This window comes from Comamonas sp. CMM03 (assembly GCF_019218715.1).
GTDB lineage: Bacteria > Pseudomonadota > Gammaproteobacteria > Burkholderiales > Burkholderiaceae_C > Comamonas > Comamonas terrigena.
In genome coordinates, this window is sequence record NZ_JAHUXB010000002.1 from 1 (window position 1) to 17,217 (window position 17,217).

The following is a 17,217-nucleotide window of genomic DNA, read 5'->3' on the forward strand; positions in this document are numbered from 1 at the left end:
AGGGACGACCGGTGACCGAGTCCTGGCTGCGGGTGATCAGCTCTTCGTCACGGTAGCGGTAGCCCGCCGAGGCCACCAGCTTGGGCAGCATGTCGAATTTGGAGACCTGGTAGGTCCCCTGGGCCACGGCCTCTTCCATGGCGCGCAGGCGCTGCACGGCGTTGTACTTGATGGCACGGGCAATGGCTTCCTCCAGCGTGACGGTGGCGGGCAGCGGGGCCACATCCTGCGTCAGCTGCTGGCGGTCGGCCTGCACCTGGCTGCGCAGCTCGTCGTCAGTCAGGGGCTGGGCATTGAAGCTGGCGCAGCCGGTGAGCACAGCGCCCGTGCCCAGAACCAGGGCAGCGCGGCGTGCCAAAGGCAGCCAGGAGAGGGAAACAGAGTGGTCTTGCATGGTGGCGGGTTGAGATGGAATCGAAACACCAAAGCAGCCACTGGCAGGAGGCGGGCACAAACTGTCCACAGCAAACCCTACACAGACCGCGTTTCTCCACAGACAGGGATCCCTCAGCGGCTGTTAATTTTGTAAATATTTGTCATGGTAGCCAGCGGTGGTGTCACAGGCAATCACTGAATTTGGGTATATGAAGCTTTTTATTGAATTTTTATTTCACAAAACCACTAAAAATTTCCATTTCTTCCAATAACTCAATCACCACACCGGCGCCGCGTACTGTCATGCAACGGACGCGCGGCCTCCCGTGTCTGTGTCATGCTGCAGCGCACTGTTGTTGACATACACATCTCACTCTTCCCATGTCTGCCCTGTTTTCCCCCATCGCCTTCGGTCCGCTGCAACTGGCCAACCGCATCGTCATTCCTCCCATGTGCATGTATTCCGCGCAGGACGGGCTGGCCAACGACTTCCATGTGATGCACTACGGCAACCTGTCCCAGTCGGGAGCCGGTTTGCTGGTGCTGGAGGCCACGGCAGTGGAAGCGCGCGGGCGCATCAGTGCCCATGACCTGGGGCTGTGGAGCGATGCCCATACCGACGCATTGCGCCCGGTGGTACACCACCTGCGCCGTTTCAGCCCTATGCCGGTGTGCATTCAGCTGGCCCATGCCGGGCGCAAGGCCAGCTGCCGCCGCCCCTGGGAAGGCGGTGGAGCGCTGCCGGCGGACGATGCCCAGGCCTGGCCCACGGTCAGCGCCAGCGCCATACCTTTTGCCCCCACCGATCCGCAGCCCCAGGCCGCATCACTGCAGGACATTGCCGAGATCACCCAGGCCTTTGTGGATGCCGCCCTGCGCGCCCGGCAGCTGGGGCTGGACGCCATCGAGATCCACGCCGCCCACGGTTATCTGCTGCACCAGTTCCTGTCGCCGCTGTCCAACCAGCGCACCGACCAGTACGGCGGCAGCCTGGACAACCGCATGCGCCTGACGCTGGAAGTGTTCGAGGCCGTGCGCACCGCCGTGGATGCGTCCATGGCCGTGGGCGTACGCATCAGCGCCACCGACTGGATGGAGCCGGCCGGCTGGGACCTGGCGCAAAGCCAGCAGCTGGCCCAGGAACTGGCCGCACGCGGCTGCGATTTTCTGCATGTCTCCAGTGCCGCGCTGCACCCGGACCAGAAGATTCCGGTGGGCCCCGGCTACCAGGTTCCGCTGGCCGAAGCCCTGAAGGACCGCCTGGAAGGCCGCATGCCGGTGATTGCCGTGGGTCTGATCACCGACCCGCAGCAGGCCGAGCACATTGTGCAGACCGGCCAGGCCGATGCAGTGGGCATCGCCCGCGCCATGCTCTACCAGCCGCGCTGGCCCTGGGAGGCCGCGCGCCAGCTGGGTGCCACCGTGCATGCGGCACCGCAGTATCTGCGCTGCCAGCCGCATGGGGCCAAAAAACTGTTCCAGGCATAGTGGCTGAGCTTGAATAGCTCATGAAAAAGGAGCCCTTCGACTCCTTTGGGTGTGCCCTGGCGGCACCGCGTCACACCACAAAGTCCTCTCCGGGCGTGAGGGGAGCCAGCCGGTAGGTGGCCGGGGTGCGGCTGAGCTTGACCGGCGCCCCAATGCCCCGGTAGCCCGGCAGGGCCACCACCATCTCGCGGTGCAGCGTGTGCGGATGCTGCAAAGCCGCATCCACCGACTGCACGGGCGCTGCCGGCACGCCAATGGCCATCAGGTCCGTGGCCAGTTGCTCGCCCTCGAAGGCGGCCAGCTGCTGCTCCAGCAGCGGCTTGAGCACGGCGCGGTGCACCGAGCGCTGGCCTGCCGTGGCAAAGCGCGGGTCTTCGGCCAGTTGCGGGCAGCCGATGTGGCCGCACAGCAGACCGAACTGGCGGTCATTGCCCACAGCAAAGAACACCGGGATGGAACCTGTCTGCAGCGTGTCGTAGGGGTAGATGTTGGGGTGTGCATTGCCGGTGCGCTGGGGCGGCTTGCCATCCATGAACCAGTTGGCGCCATGCGGGTGCAGCAGCGAGATGCCGCTGTCATACAGCGCCGCATCCACCAGCTGGCCCAGGCCGCTGCGCTGGCGTTCCTGCAGCGCCAGCAGCACGCCGATGACCGCATTCATGCCGGTGACCATGTCCACCACGGGCAGCCCCACGCGCAGCGGCTCGCCGCCCTGCTCACCGTTGACGCTCATGATGCCGCTCATGGCCTGGATGGCCGCGTCATAGCCCGGCCAGGCGCCCAGCGGGCCATCGGCCCCGAAGCCGCTGACCCGGCACCAGATCAAGCCCGGAAAGCGCGCATGCACTTGTTCCCAGCCAATGCCCCATTTCTCCATGGTGCCGATCTTGAAGTTCTCCACCACCACATCGGCCTGTGCCATCAGCTCCAGCACGCGGGCCTGGCCGGCGGGCTGGCTCAGGTCCAGGCACTGGCTGCGTTTGTTGCGGTTCAGCCCCCGGTAGTACGAGGCCACACCGTCCTGGAACGGCGGGCCCCAGGCACGGGTGTCGTCGCCCTGGGGCGGCTCCACCTTCAGCACATCGGCGCCGTGGTCTCCCAGGATCTGGCCGCACAGCGGCCCGCCCAGGATGCGGGAGAGGTCGAGCACGCGCAGGCCTTGCAGGGCGCCAGCCCCCATGCCCGTTGCAGTGGTTGCGTTCATAGCGTCTTTCACAGGTCGTCGGGGGTACGCATCAGTCCAGCTTGGCACCCGAGGCATCGACCACGGTTTTCCACTTGCCGACCTCTTCGCTGATGAAGCGGCCCAGCGCCTGAGGGCTGTGGTCGGGTGCGGGCTCCAGTCCTTGCGCGGCAAACACCGAGCGCACCTTGTCGCTGGCCAGTGCCTTGCGGAAGGCCTGGTTCAGCGTGGCAATGCGATCGGCCGGGGTGCCCTTGGGAGCCACCACGCCAAAGAACACGCTCACGTCGTAACCGGGCAGACCTTGCTCGGCAATCGTGGGAATCTGCGGCATGGCCTGCGAGCGCTTGTCCGTGGTCACGCCAATGGCCTTGAGCTTGCCGCTCTGGATGTAGGGCATGGCCGTGAGGATGTCGGTGAACGTCATGTCCACCTGCCCGGCCAGCAGGTCGTTGAGCGCGGGGCCTGTGCCCTTGTAAGGCACATGCTGCAACTGGGTACCAGCCTTCTGGTTGAACAACACGCCGGCCAGGTGCGAGGACGCGCCATTGCCCGACGAGGCGTAGTTCAGGCTGGCCGGCTTGGCCTTGTCCTGCGCAATCAGCTGCTGCACGGTGCTGGCCTGGAGCTTGGGGTGCACTACCAGGATGTTGGGCAGGTGGCCCACGCGGATGATGGGGTCAAAGCTGGTGGCCGGGTCGTAGCTGATCTTGGTGTAGAGGCTTTGGTTGATGGCCAGCGGGCCCGAGGTGCCGAACATGATGGTGTAGCCATCGGGCTTGGCGCGGGCCACCATGTCCGCGCCAATGTTGCCACCTGCACCGGACTTGTTCTCCACGATCACGCTCTGGCCCAGGGCCTCGGTCAGCGCCACGGCCAGCGTGCGTGCCATGGCATCGGTGGGGCCGCCCGGCGGGAACGGCACCACAAAGTTCACGGGCTTGGAGGGGAAGGTCTCGGCCTGCGCGGCCAGCGGAGCGGCCACCAGCAAGGTGGCGGCCGTCAGCCCGCACAGCATGCGCACGGGACGCTGCCATGGAATGGGGTTCATAGTGGTGTCTCCTATCATCACCGCCGCAGCCCGGTGTGGGCAGGACAGTCTTTTGCTATTAAATTGAAAGCGCATCATGCGGCTGCAAAAAGCCTGCAAAGCGCTCGCACGGCTTGTCTGGCTGTTGTTTCGCTGCAGGGCGCCGTGTCTTACAGCAGGCCTTGGTCCCGCAGCCAGGCCACCCGCTGCTTTTCGCGGGCAAACGCTTCCTGTGCGTAGCGCTGGTACTGCGCGGGGTCCTTGTAGTTGGGCTGCTGGTTGAGCAGCTCCATGGCCTTCATGCCCGCTGGCGACAGCAAGGCCTTCTGGAACACCGCTGTCAGCTGGGCCACGCGCGCTGCGTCCATGCCCTTGGGGCCGGCCACGCCGTAAGGGGAGTCGATGAAGTGGTCCAGCCCCGACTCCTTGAGCGTGGGCAGCGTGGGAAAGCGCGGCACACGCTGCGCCGTCAGCATCACCAGATAGCGCATCTTGTGGGCATCGATGTGCGGCACGGCCACCCCCGACAGCGGAGCCGCGTCGATGTGGCCACCCAGAATGGCGGTGGCCACATCGGCATCGCCCTTGTAGGTCACCACATTGGCCTTCACGCCCGCCGCTGCCAGCACCTCTTCCATCACGATGCGCGGTGTGCCCATGGCGCCGGTGGCGCCAATGTTGAGAGCGCCGGGGCGCTTCCTGGCATCGGCCACCAGATCGGCCCAGGTCTTCCACGGCGCATCCTGGCGCACGGCCAGACCAAAGCTGTAGTCCGACAGCAGCGCGATGTAGCTGAAGCTGGTGGTGGGATCGAACGGCACTTTGTTGATGTAAGGCTCGCGGTAGACCGATGCCGGCAGCACGCCCAGCGTATAGCCATCGGCGGCCGCGCGGGTCAGCGCAGCGGCGGCGGTCACACCGTTGGCGCCGGGGCGGCTGTCCAGCACGATGGGCTGGCCCAGGATCTTGCCGGCCTCTTCGGCCACCACCCGCAGGTGCTGGTCGGTGGGGCCGCCCGGGGCATAGGGCAGGATCAGCGTGATCGGTTTGTTCGGAAAGCCCGTGCCGCTGGACTGTGCCCAGCTGGCGATCCAAGGGGTGGCAGCCAGCAGGCCCAGCCCCTGTACAAAGTGGCGCTTGTTCATGGTGTTGTCTCCAGGAGGATGGCCCCTGCCCCTGTGTCGGGACTTGCGGGGAAAAATGTCCGGAGCAGCCGGCATGGCCGCTGCCCGGCGCCGGTGCGGCTTACTGCACCCAGTCGGCGGGGATGCCGCCGTCTTGCAGTGGATCGCGCGGCAGCGCGCGGTGCAGCAGCACCAGTTGGGCCCAGCGCATGCGTTCGCTGCTGTGCGTGCGCGAGGCTTCCCAGGCCATGGCGATGGCCGTGAAGCAGTGGTAGAGGCCCGAGGCGGCCTGGCGTGCCAGGCGCTCACCGGCGGCATCGGCATCCGCGGCCGATTGGGAAAAGGCCGCAGCCCGCTCCAGCGCGCTGCGCAATGCAGTGAGGAAGGCTGGGGTAGCATGGGTCTGCGCCAGCAGCTGTGCGGCATGGGCCTGCAGCACCGGGAGCGAGCCTTCGCGGCGGATGGCGCGCAGCACATCCAGCGCGACGATGTTGCTGGTGCCTTCCCAGATGCTGCCCAGGTGGGCGTCGCGCACCAGGCGCGGGTCGCTCCACTCTTCGATGTAGCCGCAGCCGCCGCGCACTTCCATGGCGTCCCCGGTGACCTTGCGGGCATCGCGGCAGGCGCGGAACTTGATCAGCGGCGTCAGGATGCGCAGCAGCGCGTAGCCGCCCTCTTCCCCGGCGTCCGAGCGCTGTAGCGCCTGTGCGGTTTGCAGCACCATGGTGCGGGCCTGTTCGGAGTAGATGCGCAGCTTGTCGAGCTGGCGCTGCATCAGCGGCATATCCTGCAAGGCATTGCCAAAGGCATGGCGCTCGCTGGCAATGAACTCGGCCTCGGCCACGGCGCGGCGCATCATGCCGGCTGCGCGCACCCCGTTGGACAGGCGCGAGTTGTTGACCATATCGGCCATCTGCACAAAGCCCCGGCCTTGCTCGCCCACCAAATAGGCCACGGCACCTTCCATGTGGATCTCGCCGCTGGCCATGGAGCGCGTGCCCAGCTTTTCCTTCAGGCGGATGATGCGGTAGTGGTTGGTGCTGCCATCGTCCAGCTGGCGCGGCAGCAGGAACAGCGAGATGCCCTTCATGCCGGCCGGCGCGCCATCGACCCGCGCCAGCACCATGGCAAACGCCGCGTCGGGGTTGGAGCAGAACCACTTGTCGCCCACCAGGCGCCAGCTGCCATCGGCCTGCGGATAGGCCACGGTCTGGGTGTTGGCAATGTCGGAGCCGGCAGCCTGCTCGGTCATGAACATGGCGCCCTGGGCCATGTCATCAAAGTCGGTGGCGGTGAGCTGGCTCCAGTATTTATCGACCAGCTCCGGCGCACCGAACTTGCGCAGCGTGCGCGCCAGCGAATCGGTCATGGACAGCGGGCAGCACAGGCCAAACTCGGCCTGCACAAACAGATAGGTCAGCGCGTACTTGGCCAGCGGGGGCAGCTTGCCTTCCCAGCCCAGCACACCGGTGCGGTGCGACATGGTGGCCAGCGCGAATTCGCCATAGGCCACGCGCTCCATCTCCACATAGGCCGGATGCTTGACGATGCGCTGAGCATCCTGACCGGTGCGGGTGCGGTGCTCCAGCGTGGGCGGGTTCTTGTCGGCAATCAGCGCCAGCTCGTCCAGACGGCCGCCGGCCAAATGGCCCATGCGGGTCAGATAGGGCTGCAGGTGGGCGTACACATCGGCCGGCAGGTACTGCTGCAGCAACGGGGCCCATTGCGTGTCGGTGGTGTAGAGATTGCTGCCCGCACGGTCGGGTACGGGATGGGCGGAATCGGTGGGACGGGAAACTTCCAATGGGGCACGCATGTTCATGCTCTCTCCTTCAACAAGGCGGGCGAGGTGGATCTGACTTGGGTCAAATTCTGGGAACATGCACCATTCATGTCGAATATTATTGAAATATTCATCCATATCTAAATCGAATAGATAGACCACCCTGTACGTTGCTGCATCGCAGCATCTTCTTCTCCAAAGGCTCCCCATGGAACTGCGCCAACTGCAGTACTTCACCGTACTGGCCGAAGAGCTGCACTTCAGCCGCGCCGCGCAGCGGCTGCACATCTCGCAGCCGCCGTTGAGCGTGGCCATCAAGCAGTTGGAAGCCCAGCTGGACGCCCAGCTGTTCGAGCGCAGCAGCAAGGAGGTGCGCCTGACCCCGGCCGGCACCCACCTGCTGGCCCAGGCCCGCGACATTCTGGAACGCGCACGACGTGCGGCCCTGGACACACGCGCCGTGGCCCATGGCATGGCCGGCTGCCTGCGGCTGGGGTTTGTGGGCTCCAGCATGTACCGTGGCCTGCCCGAGGCGCTGGCCCAGTTGCAGTTGCTGCACCCCCAGGTGCGGGTGGACCTGCATGAGCTCAACAGTGCCGAGCAGGTCAGCGCCCTGCAGCAAGGCAAGCTGGACCTGGCCCTGCTGCACACCATGGTGGTGCCCGACGGCCTGCGCGCCCGCACGCTGCTGCGCGAGCCCTTCATGGCCTGCCTGCCCACCCACCACGCCCTGGCGCGGCAAGCACGCGTAGCCGTGTCCGATCTGTCCCAGGAGCGCATGGTGCTGTTTGCCGAGTCGGTCTCTCCCGAGTATTTCCGCAGCATCCGCACCCTGTGCCAGCGCGCCGGCTTTGACCCGGAGCTGCGCCACGAGGTGCGCCACTGGCTGTCGGTGCTGTCGCTGGTCAGCGGCGGCCAAGGGGTGTCGATCGTGCCCGCCTGCCTGCAGCGCGTGGGCATGCCGGGGTTGGCCTTTCGCCCGCTGCGCCAGAGCGCAGCCCACTCCGAGCTGCAGGCCATATGGCGCCCCGTGCCCGCCCACCCGCTGATCGACACTCTGCTGCAACTGCTGCAAGAACGCATTGCCGCCGTGGCGGCCGCCGATGCAGCGCCAGCCCCCGCCAGCGACTGATCGACCCCGTTGGCGCGATACCCTTGGCGCAGTGCAGCCGCAGCGTGCACCGCCGCGCGCAGCTTTGCACAATGGTTGGCAGCGGACGCCATGCCCTACCGGGGCCTGGCATCCGCTGCCACCGCAACAGGAGGTACGACCATGCAACACAACGCCGTGGGTTGGTTTGAGATCTATGTGCAGGACATGCCGCGCGCGGCGCTTTTACGAGCAGCTGCTGGGCCGGCCGCTGGAGCAGTTGACGCCCCCGGGCGGCGCGGATTCGGATCTGGAGATGTGGGCCTTTCCCATGGAAAAAGAAGGCATGGGCGCCAGCGGCGCGCTGGTGAAGATGCCCGACTACCTGTCCGGCCCCGGCGGCACCCTGGTCTACTTTGTCTGCGAAGACTGCGCCGAGCAGGTGCGCCGCGCCGACGCCCATGGAGGGCAGATCATCAAGGAGAAGTTCTCCATCGCCCCCTATGGCTTTATTGCCATGGTGCAGGACAGCGAAGGCAATCTGATCGGGCTGCATTCCATGCAGTAAGGCCGTGAAGGAGTCGGGCTGGCCGGATGCAAGTGGTGCACAGTCGGCCCCCATCTTTGCTGCGGTATGCATGCAATGTGCCCAGCACCAGCGGCGGCGGAACCCGTTGCACCACGGTGGCCGCATTCAGCCATCCACCGTGCGTGCCAATGCCGCCTGGGCCAGCAGCCAGTCGTGAAAACGGCGTGCCGCCGGCTGGACCAGCGTGGGCTCGCGGAACACCAGGTAATAGGCCAGTGGCGTCACCAGCGGCGGCACCTGCAGAGCCAGCAGACGCCCCTGCTCCAGTTCGTTCACCACCATGGAGCGGCGCGCCAGGGCCACGCCGCGCCCGGCCAACGCGGCTTCGATGGCGGCGTTGGAATCCACAAACACAATGCCTTGCGAGGTGTCCAGCTGGGGGCGCCCGGCCGCCCGCGCCCACAGCTGCCAGTCGTCGCGCTGGCCATCGTGCAGCAGCCCGGCTGCGGTGATGTCGGCGGCCTGCGCCGTGGGCCGGTGCGCCACCCACAACGGGCTGCAGACCGGCTGCAGGTCGTCATCCAGCAGCCGCCGGGCCTGCAGGCCGGCATAGCGCCCCAGGCCATGGCGCACGGCAAAGTGCACGCCCTCGGCTGCCAGGTCCACCAGCCGTGCCGTGGTGCTGACATGCACATCCACCTCCGGGGCGGACTGCAGAAAGTCCTGCAGCCGGGGCACCAGCCATTGCGCGGCAAACACCGGTGTGCAACTGACCAGCAGCACCTGGCGCTGGTGGCGCAGCTGGGCCGTGGCGCGCTGCAGTGCCGCCAAGGCTTCCTGGCAGCCGGCCAGCAGCACGCGCCCGGCGTCCGTCAGCACCAGACCGCGTGCCTGGCGTTCAAACAGGCGCTGGCCCACAAAATCTTCCAGCTTGCGCAGCTGCTGCGAAATGGCACCGGGCGTGACATGCAGTTCCTCGGCCGCCCGCGCGGCGCTGCCGTGGCGGGCCGTGGCTTCAAAACTGCGGACGGTGGACAGCGGTGGCAAGTGCATGGTGATATTTAGTTTGGCTAAACAATTCAGCAGAAAAAATCGCTGGTACAGCCCACACCATGGGCACAGAATGCAGGCCGCACTGACGCTTTGTCTTTAGTTGTACTGAATTTTTCCCTGGAACACCAGCCATGCCCCTGCCCAGCCTGATCCGCCTGCTGCTGCTCGCCGCCCTGTGGGGCGGCAGCTACCTGTCCATGCGCATCGCGGTGCCGGTGCTGGGCGCCCTGCCCACGGCCGGTGGCCGCGTGCTGCTGGGTGCTTTGGGGCTGGGCCTGCTGGTGCTGCTGCAGCGCGTGCCGCTGCGCTTTGACGGCAAGGGCCGCGCTGCACTGGCGCTGGGCGTGGTCAATTCCGGCATTCCGTTTGCCATGTACGCGCTGGCCGCCCAGGTGCTGCCGGCCGGTTACAGCGCCATCCTGAACGCGCTGACGCCGCTGATGGGCGTGCTGCTGGGTACCTTGTTCTTTGGCGAGCGCATCACCGTCCACAAGCTGGCCGGCGTCTGCGTGGGCCTGGCAGGTGTGGCGGTGCTGGTGCGCACCGGCCCGCTTCCGGTGGATGCCGCAGCACTGTGGGGTGTGGCCGCCTGCCTGGTGGCCACGCTGTGCTATGGCCTGGCCGGCTACCTGACCCAGCGCTGGATCGGCCAGCGCGGCGGACTGGACAGCCGCCTGGTGGCCCTGGGCAGCCAGTGCGCCGCCGTGCTGCTGCTGGTGCCGCTGGCTGCCGGTTCGCTGTGGTTGCACCCGCTGCCGCTGGCCAGCGTGACGCCCACCGTGGCCGTTGCCCTGCTGGCCCTGGGCTTGCTGTGCACGGCCTGGGCCTATGTGCTGTATTTCCGCCTGATTGCCGATGTAGGTGCACTCAAGGCGCTGACGGTGACATTCCTGATCCCGCTGTTCGGCGTGCTGTGGGGTTGGCTGCTGCTGGGCGAATCCGTGGGCTGGGCCCACGCCGCCGGCGGTGCGCTGATTGCGCTGGCACTGTGGCTGGTGCTGCGCCCGGCCCCCAAGCCCACCCCGGCGGGCCCTGCTGTTGCCGCCGCCCAAGCGGCCAAACCCTGAGCGGGCGCAACGGCCGAGGCGCAACCTTCCGCTACAGTTTGCGCCGTGGGCTGCTGTGCTGCTGCGGCGGCGGTCTGCACTGTTTCTGTCGCGCCGCGCCCTCGCCCCAGCCCTGCCCTCGCTCCATCCCCCACTGTTCCCGTGCCCCCAGCCACCTCTGCCCCCGCTGCATCCCTGAACCGCTACCAGTTGCTGGCGGCGGACATCGAGGCGTCGATCCGCGCCGGGGTACTGCAGCCGGGCGACCGCCTGCCTTCGGTGCGCCAGGCCTGTGCCAGCCGCCAGGTCAGCCCATCCACCGTCTTCCAGGCGTACTACCTGCTGGAAGCACGCGGCCTGATCCGGGCGCGCGAACGCTCGGGCTACTTTGTGGCCCATGGCGGGGGCATGGCCCCGCCGGAGCCCGAAGCGCTGTCCCGCCCCGACAGTGCCTCGGTCCAGGTGGATGTCACCGAACGCGTGTTTTCCGTGCTGCAGGCCAGCCTGCAGCAGGGCACGGTGCCGCTGGGCAGCGCCTTTCCGGGCCCGCAGTGGTTTGCCCTGCCCAAGCTGGCCCAGGCCCTGGCCGCCAGCGCCAGACAGGCCACTGCCCAGCGCACGGCACTGGACGACCTGACCCCCGGCCACAGCGGCCTGCGCCGCCAAATTGCGCGCCGCTACCTGGCCGACGGCATGCCACTGGCCATGGACGATCTGGTCATCACCAATGGCGCACTGGAGGCGCTGAACCTGTGCCTGGCGGCCGTCACCCGGCCCGGCGGCGCCGTGGTGGTGGAGTCCCCCTGCTTCTACGGTGCGCTGCAGGCGCTGGAACGCCTGGGCCTGCAGGCCATCGAGGTGCCCACCCACCCGCGCGACGGCGTGGATCTGCAGGCGCTGGAAGCCGCCCTGCTCCAGCATCGGCCTCAGGCCGTGTGGCTGATGACCAGTTTCCAGAACCCGCTGGGCAGCCTGATGCCGCCGGCACGCAAGCAGGCGCTGGTGGAACTGGTCACCCGCCTGCAGGTGCCGCTGATCGAGGACGATGTCTACGGCGAGCTGTACTTCGCCCCGCACCGCCCGCTACCCGCCAAGGCGTTCGACCGCGAAGGCTGGGTGCTGCACTGCAGTTCGTTTTCCAAATGCCTGGCGCCGGGCTGGCGCATCGGCTGGACGGCGGCCGGGCGCTTTACCCAGGCCGTGGCACGGCAAAAGCTGACCACCTCCATCGCCACCAATGGCCCGGCCCAGGCGGCCCTGGCCCAGTACCTGGAGGGGGTAGGCTACGACAAGCACCTGCGCCACCTGCGCCACGCGCTGGCGGTGCAGCGCGACCGCATGGCCGAGGCCATTGCACGCCACTTCCCCCCGGGCACGCGCGCCACGCGGCCCGAAGGCGGCTACTTTCTGTGGCTGGAACTGCCCACAGGCTGCGACGCCTGGGCCCTGTACCAGCGTGCACTGCAGCACGGCATCAGCCTGGCACCCGGCCCGCTGTTCAGCCCCAGCCCGGCGTTTGCCCACTGCCTGCGGCTGAACTACGGCATTGCCTGGGATGCCGCCACCGAGGCGGCTCTGGCCCAGCTGGGCCGCTGGTGCTGTGACATGGTGGCTGGCAGCCAGGACGCCACCTGAACCGCCACGGCACAAGTACATCGGCACAGCCACAAGCACCTGCGGCGCTCCCTGAAACAGGGAGCCCATTCAGAAAAAAGGCGGTCTGCTTGGGGCAGACCGCCTGAAATGGCGGCACACCCGCGCCGCCAGCAACAACCGCAGAGCGGTCAAACAACTGTCAATTCATTCAATGCATCCAATTCGTCCTTACCGGGGCACCAGGAAGGTGGTCTTGGCGGCCACTTGCAGCGCCGCATCGCCTTCGGCCTGCACATGGATGGTCACCGGGTGCGATCCGGCTTCCGCCGCGCCATAGGGGGCCTGCAGGCGCACCACCACCCAGCGGTCTTGTGCGCCTTCCAGCCACACTTCGCTATCGGATGCCACATGCACGCCGCCCAGTCCGCTGGCGCTCAGGCGCAGGCGCTGGGGCCGCTCGGTGGCATTGGCAATCTGCACGCGGTAGATGTTCTCGATCTGGCCGCCAGACACAATGCGCGAGAGCGTGCCCCGGTCGCGCACCACATCCACCTGCAGCGGCGTGCGCAGTGAAAGACTCACCACCATGGCGACGGTGATGCCCACCAGCCCCACGGCGTACAGCAGCACGCGCGGGCGGGCGATGCGACGCCAGGTCTGGGCCCGGCTCCAGCCCCCGGCCAGGGCGTTTTGCGTGCTCAAGCGGATCAGGCCGCGGGTGTAATGCATCTTGTCCATCACGCCGTTGCAGGCGTCGATGCACAGACCGCAGCCAATGCACTCGTACTGCAGGCCGTCGCGGATGTCGATGCCCGCCGGGCACACCTGCACGCACAGGGCACAGTCAATGCAGTCGCCCAGGCCCTGGGCGCGGTGGTCCGCTCCCTTGGCACGCGGGCTGCGGCCTTTTTCGCCCTCGCCCCGGGCACTGTCGTAGCTGACCACCAGGGTGTCGCGGTCCATCATGGCGCTTTGGAAGCGCGCATAAGGGCACATGTATTTGCAGACCTGCTCGCGCAGAAAACCGGCATTGGTGTAGGTGGCGGTGGCGTAGAACAGGGTCCAGAACATCTGCCAGGGACCGGTGAAGCTGGCCAGGTCCACCACCAGGGAACGGATGGGGACGAAGTAGCCGACGAAGGTCACCCCCGTCCACAACGCCACCAGCAGCCACAGCCCGTGCTTGGCGCCGCGCTTGGCGATTTTTTCGGCAGTCCAGCCGCTGCCGTCCAGGCGCAGGCGGGCGCTGCGGTCGCCTTCGGTGCGCCGCTCGATCCACATGAACAGCTCGGTATACACCGTCTGCGGGCAGCTGAAGCCGCACCACAACCGGCCGGCCACGGCGGTGAACAGGAACAGCGCCAGCGCGCTGATGATCAGCAGCACCGCCAGGTAGATGAAATCCTGCGGCACCAGCAGCCAGCCGAAGATGTAAAAGCGCCGCTGCTCCAGATCGAACAGCAGTGCCTGGCGGCCATGGATCTGCAACCAGGGCACACCGTAGAAGAACAGCTGCGTCAGCCACACCAGCGCCCAGCGCCAGGCGGCAAAGCGCCCGGCGATGGAGCGCGGATGGATCTTCTGGCGCTTTTCGTAAAAGGAACGGCCGGCCTCGGGTGGCTCGGCATGGATGGGAATGGTCTTGCGCGCAGTGCCCGTGCCGGCGGCTGCGGGCACGGTGGGGGAGGAATCGTGAAGCGGGTTCATGTGTGCGTGGGGGCGGCGCGGCAGTGCATCTGCCATGTGTTGGCGCCGACTATGCGGCGACGCCCCGTGCTTGCACAGCATCAGTTTCCGGGCAAAAAGACCGTATCAGATGCGCATTTGATCTGCGTCACCAGATCAGTTCTGCAAAAACTGAGCAGCCTGCGCCCATGCAGCATAGGTTTGACATGCATTGGCCGCGGCAACGCCCGCCGCATGTATCTGGATTGCTATGTTTTTGCAAAATCCAAAAACGTCGCTCAAGTCTTCAAAAAACCCGCCGAAATATACGCAACGTCGCAGCACACCCGCACGCGACCACAAGGAGAAGACCATGGTTGCCACCACCGGCGTTTCCGCCACCAGCACATCCAACACGGCACTTGAAGACGCCCAGCGCACGGTCGCCGCCAGCCGCGAAGGCCAGCGTGCACAGCAGAATGCGCAAATCCTGCAGGCCTCGATGGATGTCTCCATCTCTGCCGGCAACCACAGCCTGACGCTGCTGTACCGCGCTGCGGTGGACAAGCTCAACGAGGTGCTGGCGCCCGAGCTGGGACCAGACGCCATTGCCCAGGCGCAGCAGCAGGACCAGAGCAGCGAGGCGGTGGCCGGCCGCATCGTGTCGCTCTCGACCGCGATGTTCGAGCGCTATGCCGCCAAATATCCGGACAAGAACCCCGAAACCCTGCTGCAGGACTTTGTGGCCACCATCCGCAGCGGCTTTGAGCAAGGCTATGGCGAGGCCACCGACATTCTGCAAGGCCTGGGCGTCTGGGGAGAGGCCGACAGCCCCGTGCGCAGCGCCATCGAGCGCACCTACAGCCTGGTGCAGCAGGGCTTTGATGACTTCCTGCAGCAAAAGCTGGCCGCGCTGAAGGCGCCGCAGGACGGAAGCGCCACACCGGCCAACACGGAAGCGGCGACAGCCTGATTCACCTGGCACCTGTCCCGCTCCGAAGCGCGTGACCTGGCAACAAAAAAGGCTCCCGAGGGAGCCTTTATTTCCATTACCAGCTGCACTGCCTTGCCGTGAAGTACAGGACATTCCCCCCATCCACGACACCCAGGCCGCCGGGATGGCTTGCGCATCCGCAGGCCTCACCCCTGCGCGCCCCGCACGCTCCACACCACCAGGGTGTACCGAGCGGTGCCAGGGCCGTGGTCACGCCGGTACGCTCTGCGCCCAGCCGGCATCCACCCAGCTGGACAGCAACTCCAGCGCATCGTCGCTGAACTGCTGCACCTCGCGCACCGACAGGCGGCGGTTATCGGCCAGTTGCTGCATCAGCTTGGCATCCTTGCCGCCGGCCAGGTAGCTTTCGCCGTTGATGAAGATGTGCTTGGCGTCGTACAGCATGCGGGTGCGGCGGTTCAGTTCCACGCCTTCGATCATGCCGAAGTCCTCGGCCGGCTCGAACCACACGCCCGGCTTGGGGTCGCTCATGTACTCGCCCAGGGCACGCTCCAGCGCCAGCGGCTCGGCCAGGGCTTTTTTCAGCGCTTCCCGGGCAAAGTCGTACAGGTCGGCAGGAATTTCGCCCGGCTTGGCCACGGCAGGCTGCTTGGGATCCTTGTAGACCACATCCTTGGGCGCCTCATCCGGGGCATCGGACATGCGCAAAAAGAGCTCGCGCGCCATCTCGTCCTGTTTGGGCGAACGGAAGCCCACCGAATACGTCATGCACTCGCCTTCGGCAATGCCGTCGTGCGCCCACTTGGGCGGCAGGTACAGCATGTCGCCGGGCTCAAGCACCCATTCCTCTTCGGGCTCGAAGTTGGTCAGGATCTTCAGCGGCACGCCTTCCTGCAGCGTGAAGTCCTTCTGGCGTCCGATGCGCCAGCGGCGCTTGCCGTGGGCCTGCAGCAGGAACACGTCGTAGTTGTCGAAATGCGGGCCCACGCCACCCTGGTCGGTGGCAAAGCTGATCATCAGATCGTCCATGCGCGCGTCGGGCACAAAGCGGAACTGCTGCAGCAACTGGTGCGCCGCTTCGTTGTGCAGGTCCACGCCTTGCACCAGCGCCGTCCAGCCGGGCTTGGCCAGCGACGGCAGCTTGCGGCGCGGGAAGGGGCCATGCGACAGCTTCCACTGGCCTTCGCCCAGTTGCTCGATCAGGCGCGCTTCCACGCCCTCTTCACCGGCCAGCGCCAGCAGCTGCGCACGGTTGAGCAGCGGCTTGAAGCCGGGGATCGCCTGGCGAATCAGCAGCGGCTTCTTGTGCCAGTAGGTGCGCATGAATTTCTCGGGCGAGATGCCGCCGAGCAGCTGGAGCGGGGATTGGATGTCCATGGCGATGCAGACAGCGGCGCCACCAGGGGCCGCATCGGTAGAAAAAGGGAAGGTGTTTGTGGGCCGCGCGCAGCATGCACAGGCGGTCCACCGTGAGGCGCATTGTCCCATGGGGCCCAATGCCAGGCTTTGCTGCGGCGCAAAACCGTGTGCATGGCGCAGCCGACAGTGGCCAGCATGCGGGCGCCGCGGCAGCGGCACCCACACGTGCCGACAGGAAAGCCGGTGGCCGGTACAATTTCGGCCTTCCGCGCTGGGTGGCCCCCTCTGGCCAGGCCCACGCCCCTTGCCAAGAAAGCTTCGATATGGAAATCACCGAACAATGCGTGGTCGCGCTGACCTGGGTGCTCAAAGACACCTTGGGCGATGAGCTGGATGTGCTGGACGAGCCGGTGGAATTTCTGCTGGGCGGCGACGACCTGCTCAAGCGCATTGAGGAAGCCCTGCAAGGCCACCAGGTGGGTGCCACGCTGGACCTGCACCTGGAGCCCGAAGACGCGTTTGGCGACTACATCGACAAACTGATCTTCCTGGAGCCGCGCACGCTGTTCCCGGCCGAGCTGGAAGAAGGCATGACCTTTGAAGGCAGCGCCCTGCCCGAAGGCTGCAACCCCACGGCCCCCAAGGACGCGCTCTACACCGTGACCGACATCTACCCCGAGCATGTGGTGCTGGACGGCAACCACCCGCTGGCCGGTATTGCGCTGCGTATACACCTGAAGGTGGAAGCCGTGCGCGAAGCCACGGAAGAGGAAATCGGCCGCGGCAGCGCCGGCACCGGCTTTTTCCGCGTGCAGCCCCAGGCACCGGGCAACGACCTGCTGCACTGACACAGGCCTGCACCCCTCTCCCCAATAAAAAAAGGCAGCCTGCGGGCTGCCTTTTTTGTGGGGTCGCGCGGGCGGTACAGCAGGCGCTTGCTG

At 66.6% G+C, this 17,217-nt stretch carries 14 protein-coding genes and 2 pseudogenes; 7 read left to right on the forward strand and 9 right to left on the reverse strand.

The genetic code is table 11. From position 1 onward, the window contains the following. Positions 1–394 (reverse strand): annotated as a pseudogene (locus KW830_RS06725) (TolC family protein); the annotation flags it as partial. Positions 395–756: 362 nt separating this feature from the next. On the opposite strand from KW830_RS06725, the gene KW830_RS06730 reads away from it, so the two are divergent. Next, positions 757–1,863, forward strand: coding sequence for an NADH:flavin oxidoreductase/NADH oxidase (locus tag KW830_RS06730; protein WP_218332659.1), 1,107 nt, complete (start codon positions 757–759; stop codon positions 1,861–1,863). Between the two features lie 70 nt (positions 1,864–1,933). Here the strand turns inward: KW830_RS06730 and KW830_RS06735 are convergent, their stop codons facing one another. The 4 genes from KW830_RS06735 to KW830_RS06750 form a co-directional block, all read right to left on the reverse strand. Then, positions 1,934–3,067, reverse strand: a complete 1,134-nt coding sequence (locus KW830_RS06735) for a CaiB/BaiF CoA-transferase family protein (RefSeq protein ID WP_255578193.1) — start codon at positions 3,065–3,067, stop codon at positions 1,934–1,936. 31 nt (positions 3,068–3,098) lie between these two features. Continuing rightward, positions 3,099–4,064 (reverse strand): tripartite tricarboxylate transporter substrate binding protein, encoded by a 966-nt coding sequence (locus KW830_RS06740; protein WP_218333137.1) that lies wholly within the window; start codon positions 4,062–4,064, stop codon positions 3,099–3,101. A 182-nt stretch (positions 4,065–4,246) separates the two neighbouring features. Then, positions 4,247–5,221, reverse strand: coding sequence for a tripartite tricarboxylate transporter substrate binding protein (locus KW830_RS06745; RefSeq protein WP_255578194.1), 975 nt, complete (start codon positions 5,219–5,221; stop codon positions 4,247–4,249). 100 nt (positions 5,222–5,321) lie between these two features. Next, on the reverse strand, positions 5,322–7,022 hold the full coding sequence (locus KW830_RS06750; RefSeq protein ID WP_218332661.1) for an acyl-CoA dehydrogenase family protein: 1,701 nt from the start codon (positions 7,020–7,022) through the stop codon (positions 5,322–5,324). Positions 7,023–7,191: 169 nt separating this feature from the next. Between KW830_RS06750 and KW830_RS06755 the strand changes: the two genes are divergently transcribed. After that, positions 7,192–8,115 (forward strand): LysR family transcriptional regulator, encoded by a 924-nt coding sequence (locus tag KW830_RS06755; protein ID WP_066539055.1) that lies wholly within the window; start codon positions 7,192–7,194, stop codon positions 8,113–8,115. A gap of 141 nt (positions 8,116–8,256) precedes the next feature. Beyond that, a pseudogene (locus KW830_RS06760) lies at positions 8,257–8,641 on the forward strand (VOC family protein). 126 nt (positions 8,642–8,767) lie between these two features. Here the strand turns inward: KW830_RS06760 and gcvA are convergent. Further along, positions 8,768–9,655: a transcriptional regulator GcvA gene (gcvA, locus tag KW830_RS06765; RefSeq protein WP_218332662.1), complete on the reverse strand. Its 888-nt coding sequence runs from the start codon at positions 9,653–9,655 to the stop codon at positions 8,768–8,770. Between the two features lie 131 nt (positions 9,656–9,786). On the opposite strand from gcvA, the gene KW830_RS06770 reads away from it, so the two are divergent. Both KW830_RS06770 and KW830_RS06775 read left to right on the forward strand, forming a co-directional pair. Then, positions 9,787–10,722: a DMT family transporter gene (locus KW830_RS06770; protein ID WP_218332663.1), complete on the forward strand. Its 936-nt coding sequence runs from the start codon at positions 9,787–9,789 to the stop codon at positions 10,720–10,722. A 174-nt stretch (positions 10,723–10,896) separates the two neighbouring features. Continuing rightward, entirely contained in the window at positions 10,897–12,336 is a 1,440-nt protein-coding gene (locus KW830_RS06775; protein WP_066539493.1) for a PLP-dependent aminotransferase family protein, read from the forward strand. A 189-nt stretch (positions 12,337–12,525) separates the two neighbouring features. Here the strand turns inward: KW830_RS06775 and ccoG are convergent, their stop codons facing one another. Both ccoG and KW830_RS06785 read right to left on the reverse strand, forming a co-directional pair. Beyond that, on the reverse strand, positions 12,526–14,004 hold the full coding sequence (gene ccoG / locus KW830_RS06780; protein ID WP_066539495.1) for a cytochrome c oxidase accessory protein CcoG: 1,479 nt from the start codon (positions 14,002–14,004) through the stop codon (positions 12,526–12,528). Between the two features lie 135 nt (positions 14,005–14,139). Next, on the reverse strand, positions 14,140–14,337 hold the full coding sequence (locus KW830_RS06785; RefSeq protein ID WP_127446187.1) for a hypothetical protein: 198 nt from the start codon (positions 14,335–14,337) through the stop codon (positions 14,140–14,142). Here KW830_RS06785 and KW830_RS06790 point away from each other — a divergent pair. Further along, positions 14,336–14,935 carry a DUF5610 domain-containing protein gene (locus tag KW830_RS06790; RefSeq protein ID WP_066539064.1) on the forward strand — a complete coding sequence of 200 codons (600 nt, stop codon included), beginning with the start codon at positions 14,336–14,338 and terminating at the stop codon, positions 14,933–14,935. The genes KW830_RS06785 and KW830_RS06790 overlap by 2 nt on opposite strands. Before the next feature lie 231 nt (positions 14,936–15,166). Here the strand turns inward: KW830_RS06790 and KW830_RS06795 are convergent, their stop codons facing one another. After that, on the reverse strand, positions 15,167–16,294 hold the full coding sequence (locus KW830_RS06795) for a cupin domain-containing protein (protein ID WP_066539066.1): 1,128 nt from the start codon (positions 16,292–16,294) through the stop codon (positions 15,167–15,169). A 305-nt stretch (positions 16,295–16,599) separates the two neighbouring features. On the opposite strand from KW830_RS06795, the gene KW830_RS06800 reads away from it, so the two are divergent. Next, on the forward strand, positions 16,600–17,124 hold the full coding sequence (locus KW830_RS06800; protein ID WP_066539497.1) for a peptidylprolyl isomerase: 525 nt from the start codon (positions 16,600–16,602) through the stop codon (positions 17,122–17,124). The last annotated feature ends 93 nt before the right edge of the window (positions 17,125–17,217 follow it).

Excerpts from the sequence above, each read along its gene's own strand:
- KW830_RS06730 (WP_218332659.1), top strand. The coding sequence starts at position 757 with ATGTCTGCCCTGTTTTCCCCCATCGCCTTCGGTCCGCTGCAACTGGCC.
- KW830_RS06735 (WP_255578193.1), bottom strand. The coding sequence starts at position 3,067 with ATGAACGCAACCACTGCAACGGGCATGGGGGCTGGCGCCCTGCAAGGC.
- KW830_RS06740 (WP_218333137.1), bottom strand. The coding sequence starts at position 4,064 with ATGCTGTGCGGGCTGACGGCCGCCACCTTGCTGGTGGCCGCTCCGCTG.
- KW830_RS06745 (WP_255578194.1), bottom strand. The coding sequence starts at position 5,221 with ATGAACAAGCGCCACTTTGTACAGGGGCTGGGCCTGCTGGCTGCCACC.
- KW830_RS06750 (WP_218332661.1), bottom strand. The coding sequence starts at position 7,022 with ATGAACATGCGTGCCCCATTGGAAGTTTCCCGTCCCACCGATTCCGCC.
- KW830_RS06755 (WP_066539055.1), top strand. The coding sequence starts at position 7,192 with ATGGAACTGCGCCAACTGCAGTACTTCACCGTACTGGCCGAAGAGCTG.
- gcvA (WP_218332662.1), bottom strand. The coding sequence starts at position 9,655 with ATGCACTTGCCACCGCTGTCCACCGTCCGCAGTTTTGAAGCCACGGCC.
- KW830_RS06770 (WP_218332663.1), top strand. The coding sequence starts at position 9,787 with ATGCCCCTGCCCAGCCTGATCCGCCTGCTGCTGCTCGCCGCCCTGTGG.
- ccoG (WP_066539495.1), bottom strand. The coding sequence starts at position 14,004 with ATGAACCCGCTTCACGATTCCTCCCCCACCGTGCCCGCAGCCGCCGGC.
- KW830_RS06790 (WP_066539064.1), top strand. The coding sequence starts at position 14,336 with ATGGTTGCCACCACCGGCGTTTCCGCCACCAGCACATCCAACACGGCA.
- KW830_RS06785 (WP_127446187.1), bottom strand. The coding sequence starts at position 14,337 with ATGGTCTTCTCCTTGTGGTCGCGTGCGGGTGTGCTGCGACGTTGCGTA.
- KW830_RS06795 (WP_066539066.1), bottom strand. The coding sequence starts at position 16,294 with ATGGACATCCAATCCCCGCTCCAGCTGCTCGGCGGCATCTCGCCCGAG.
- KW830_RS06800 (WP_066539497.1), top strand. The coding sequence starts at position 16,600 with ATGGAAATCACCGAACAATGCGTGGTCGCGCTGACCTGGGTGCTCAAA.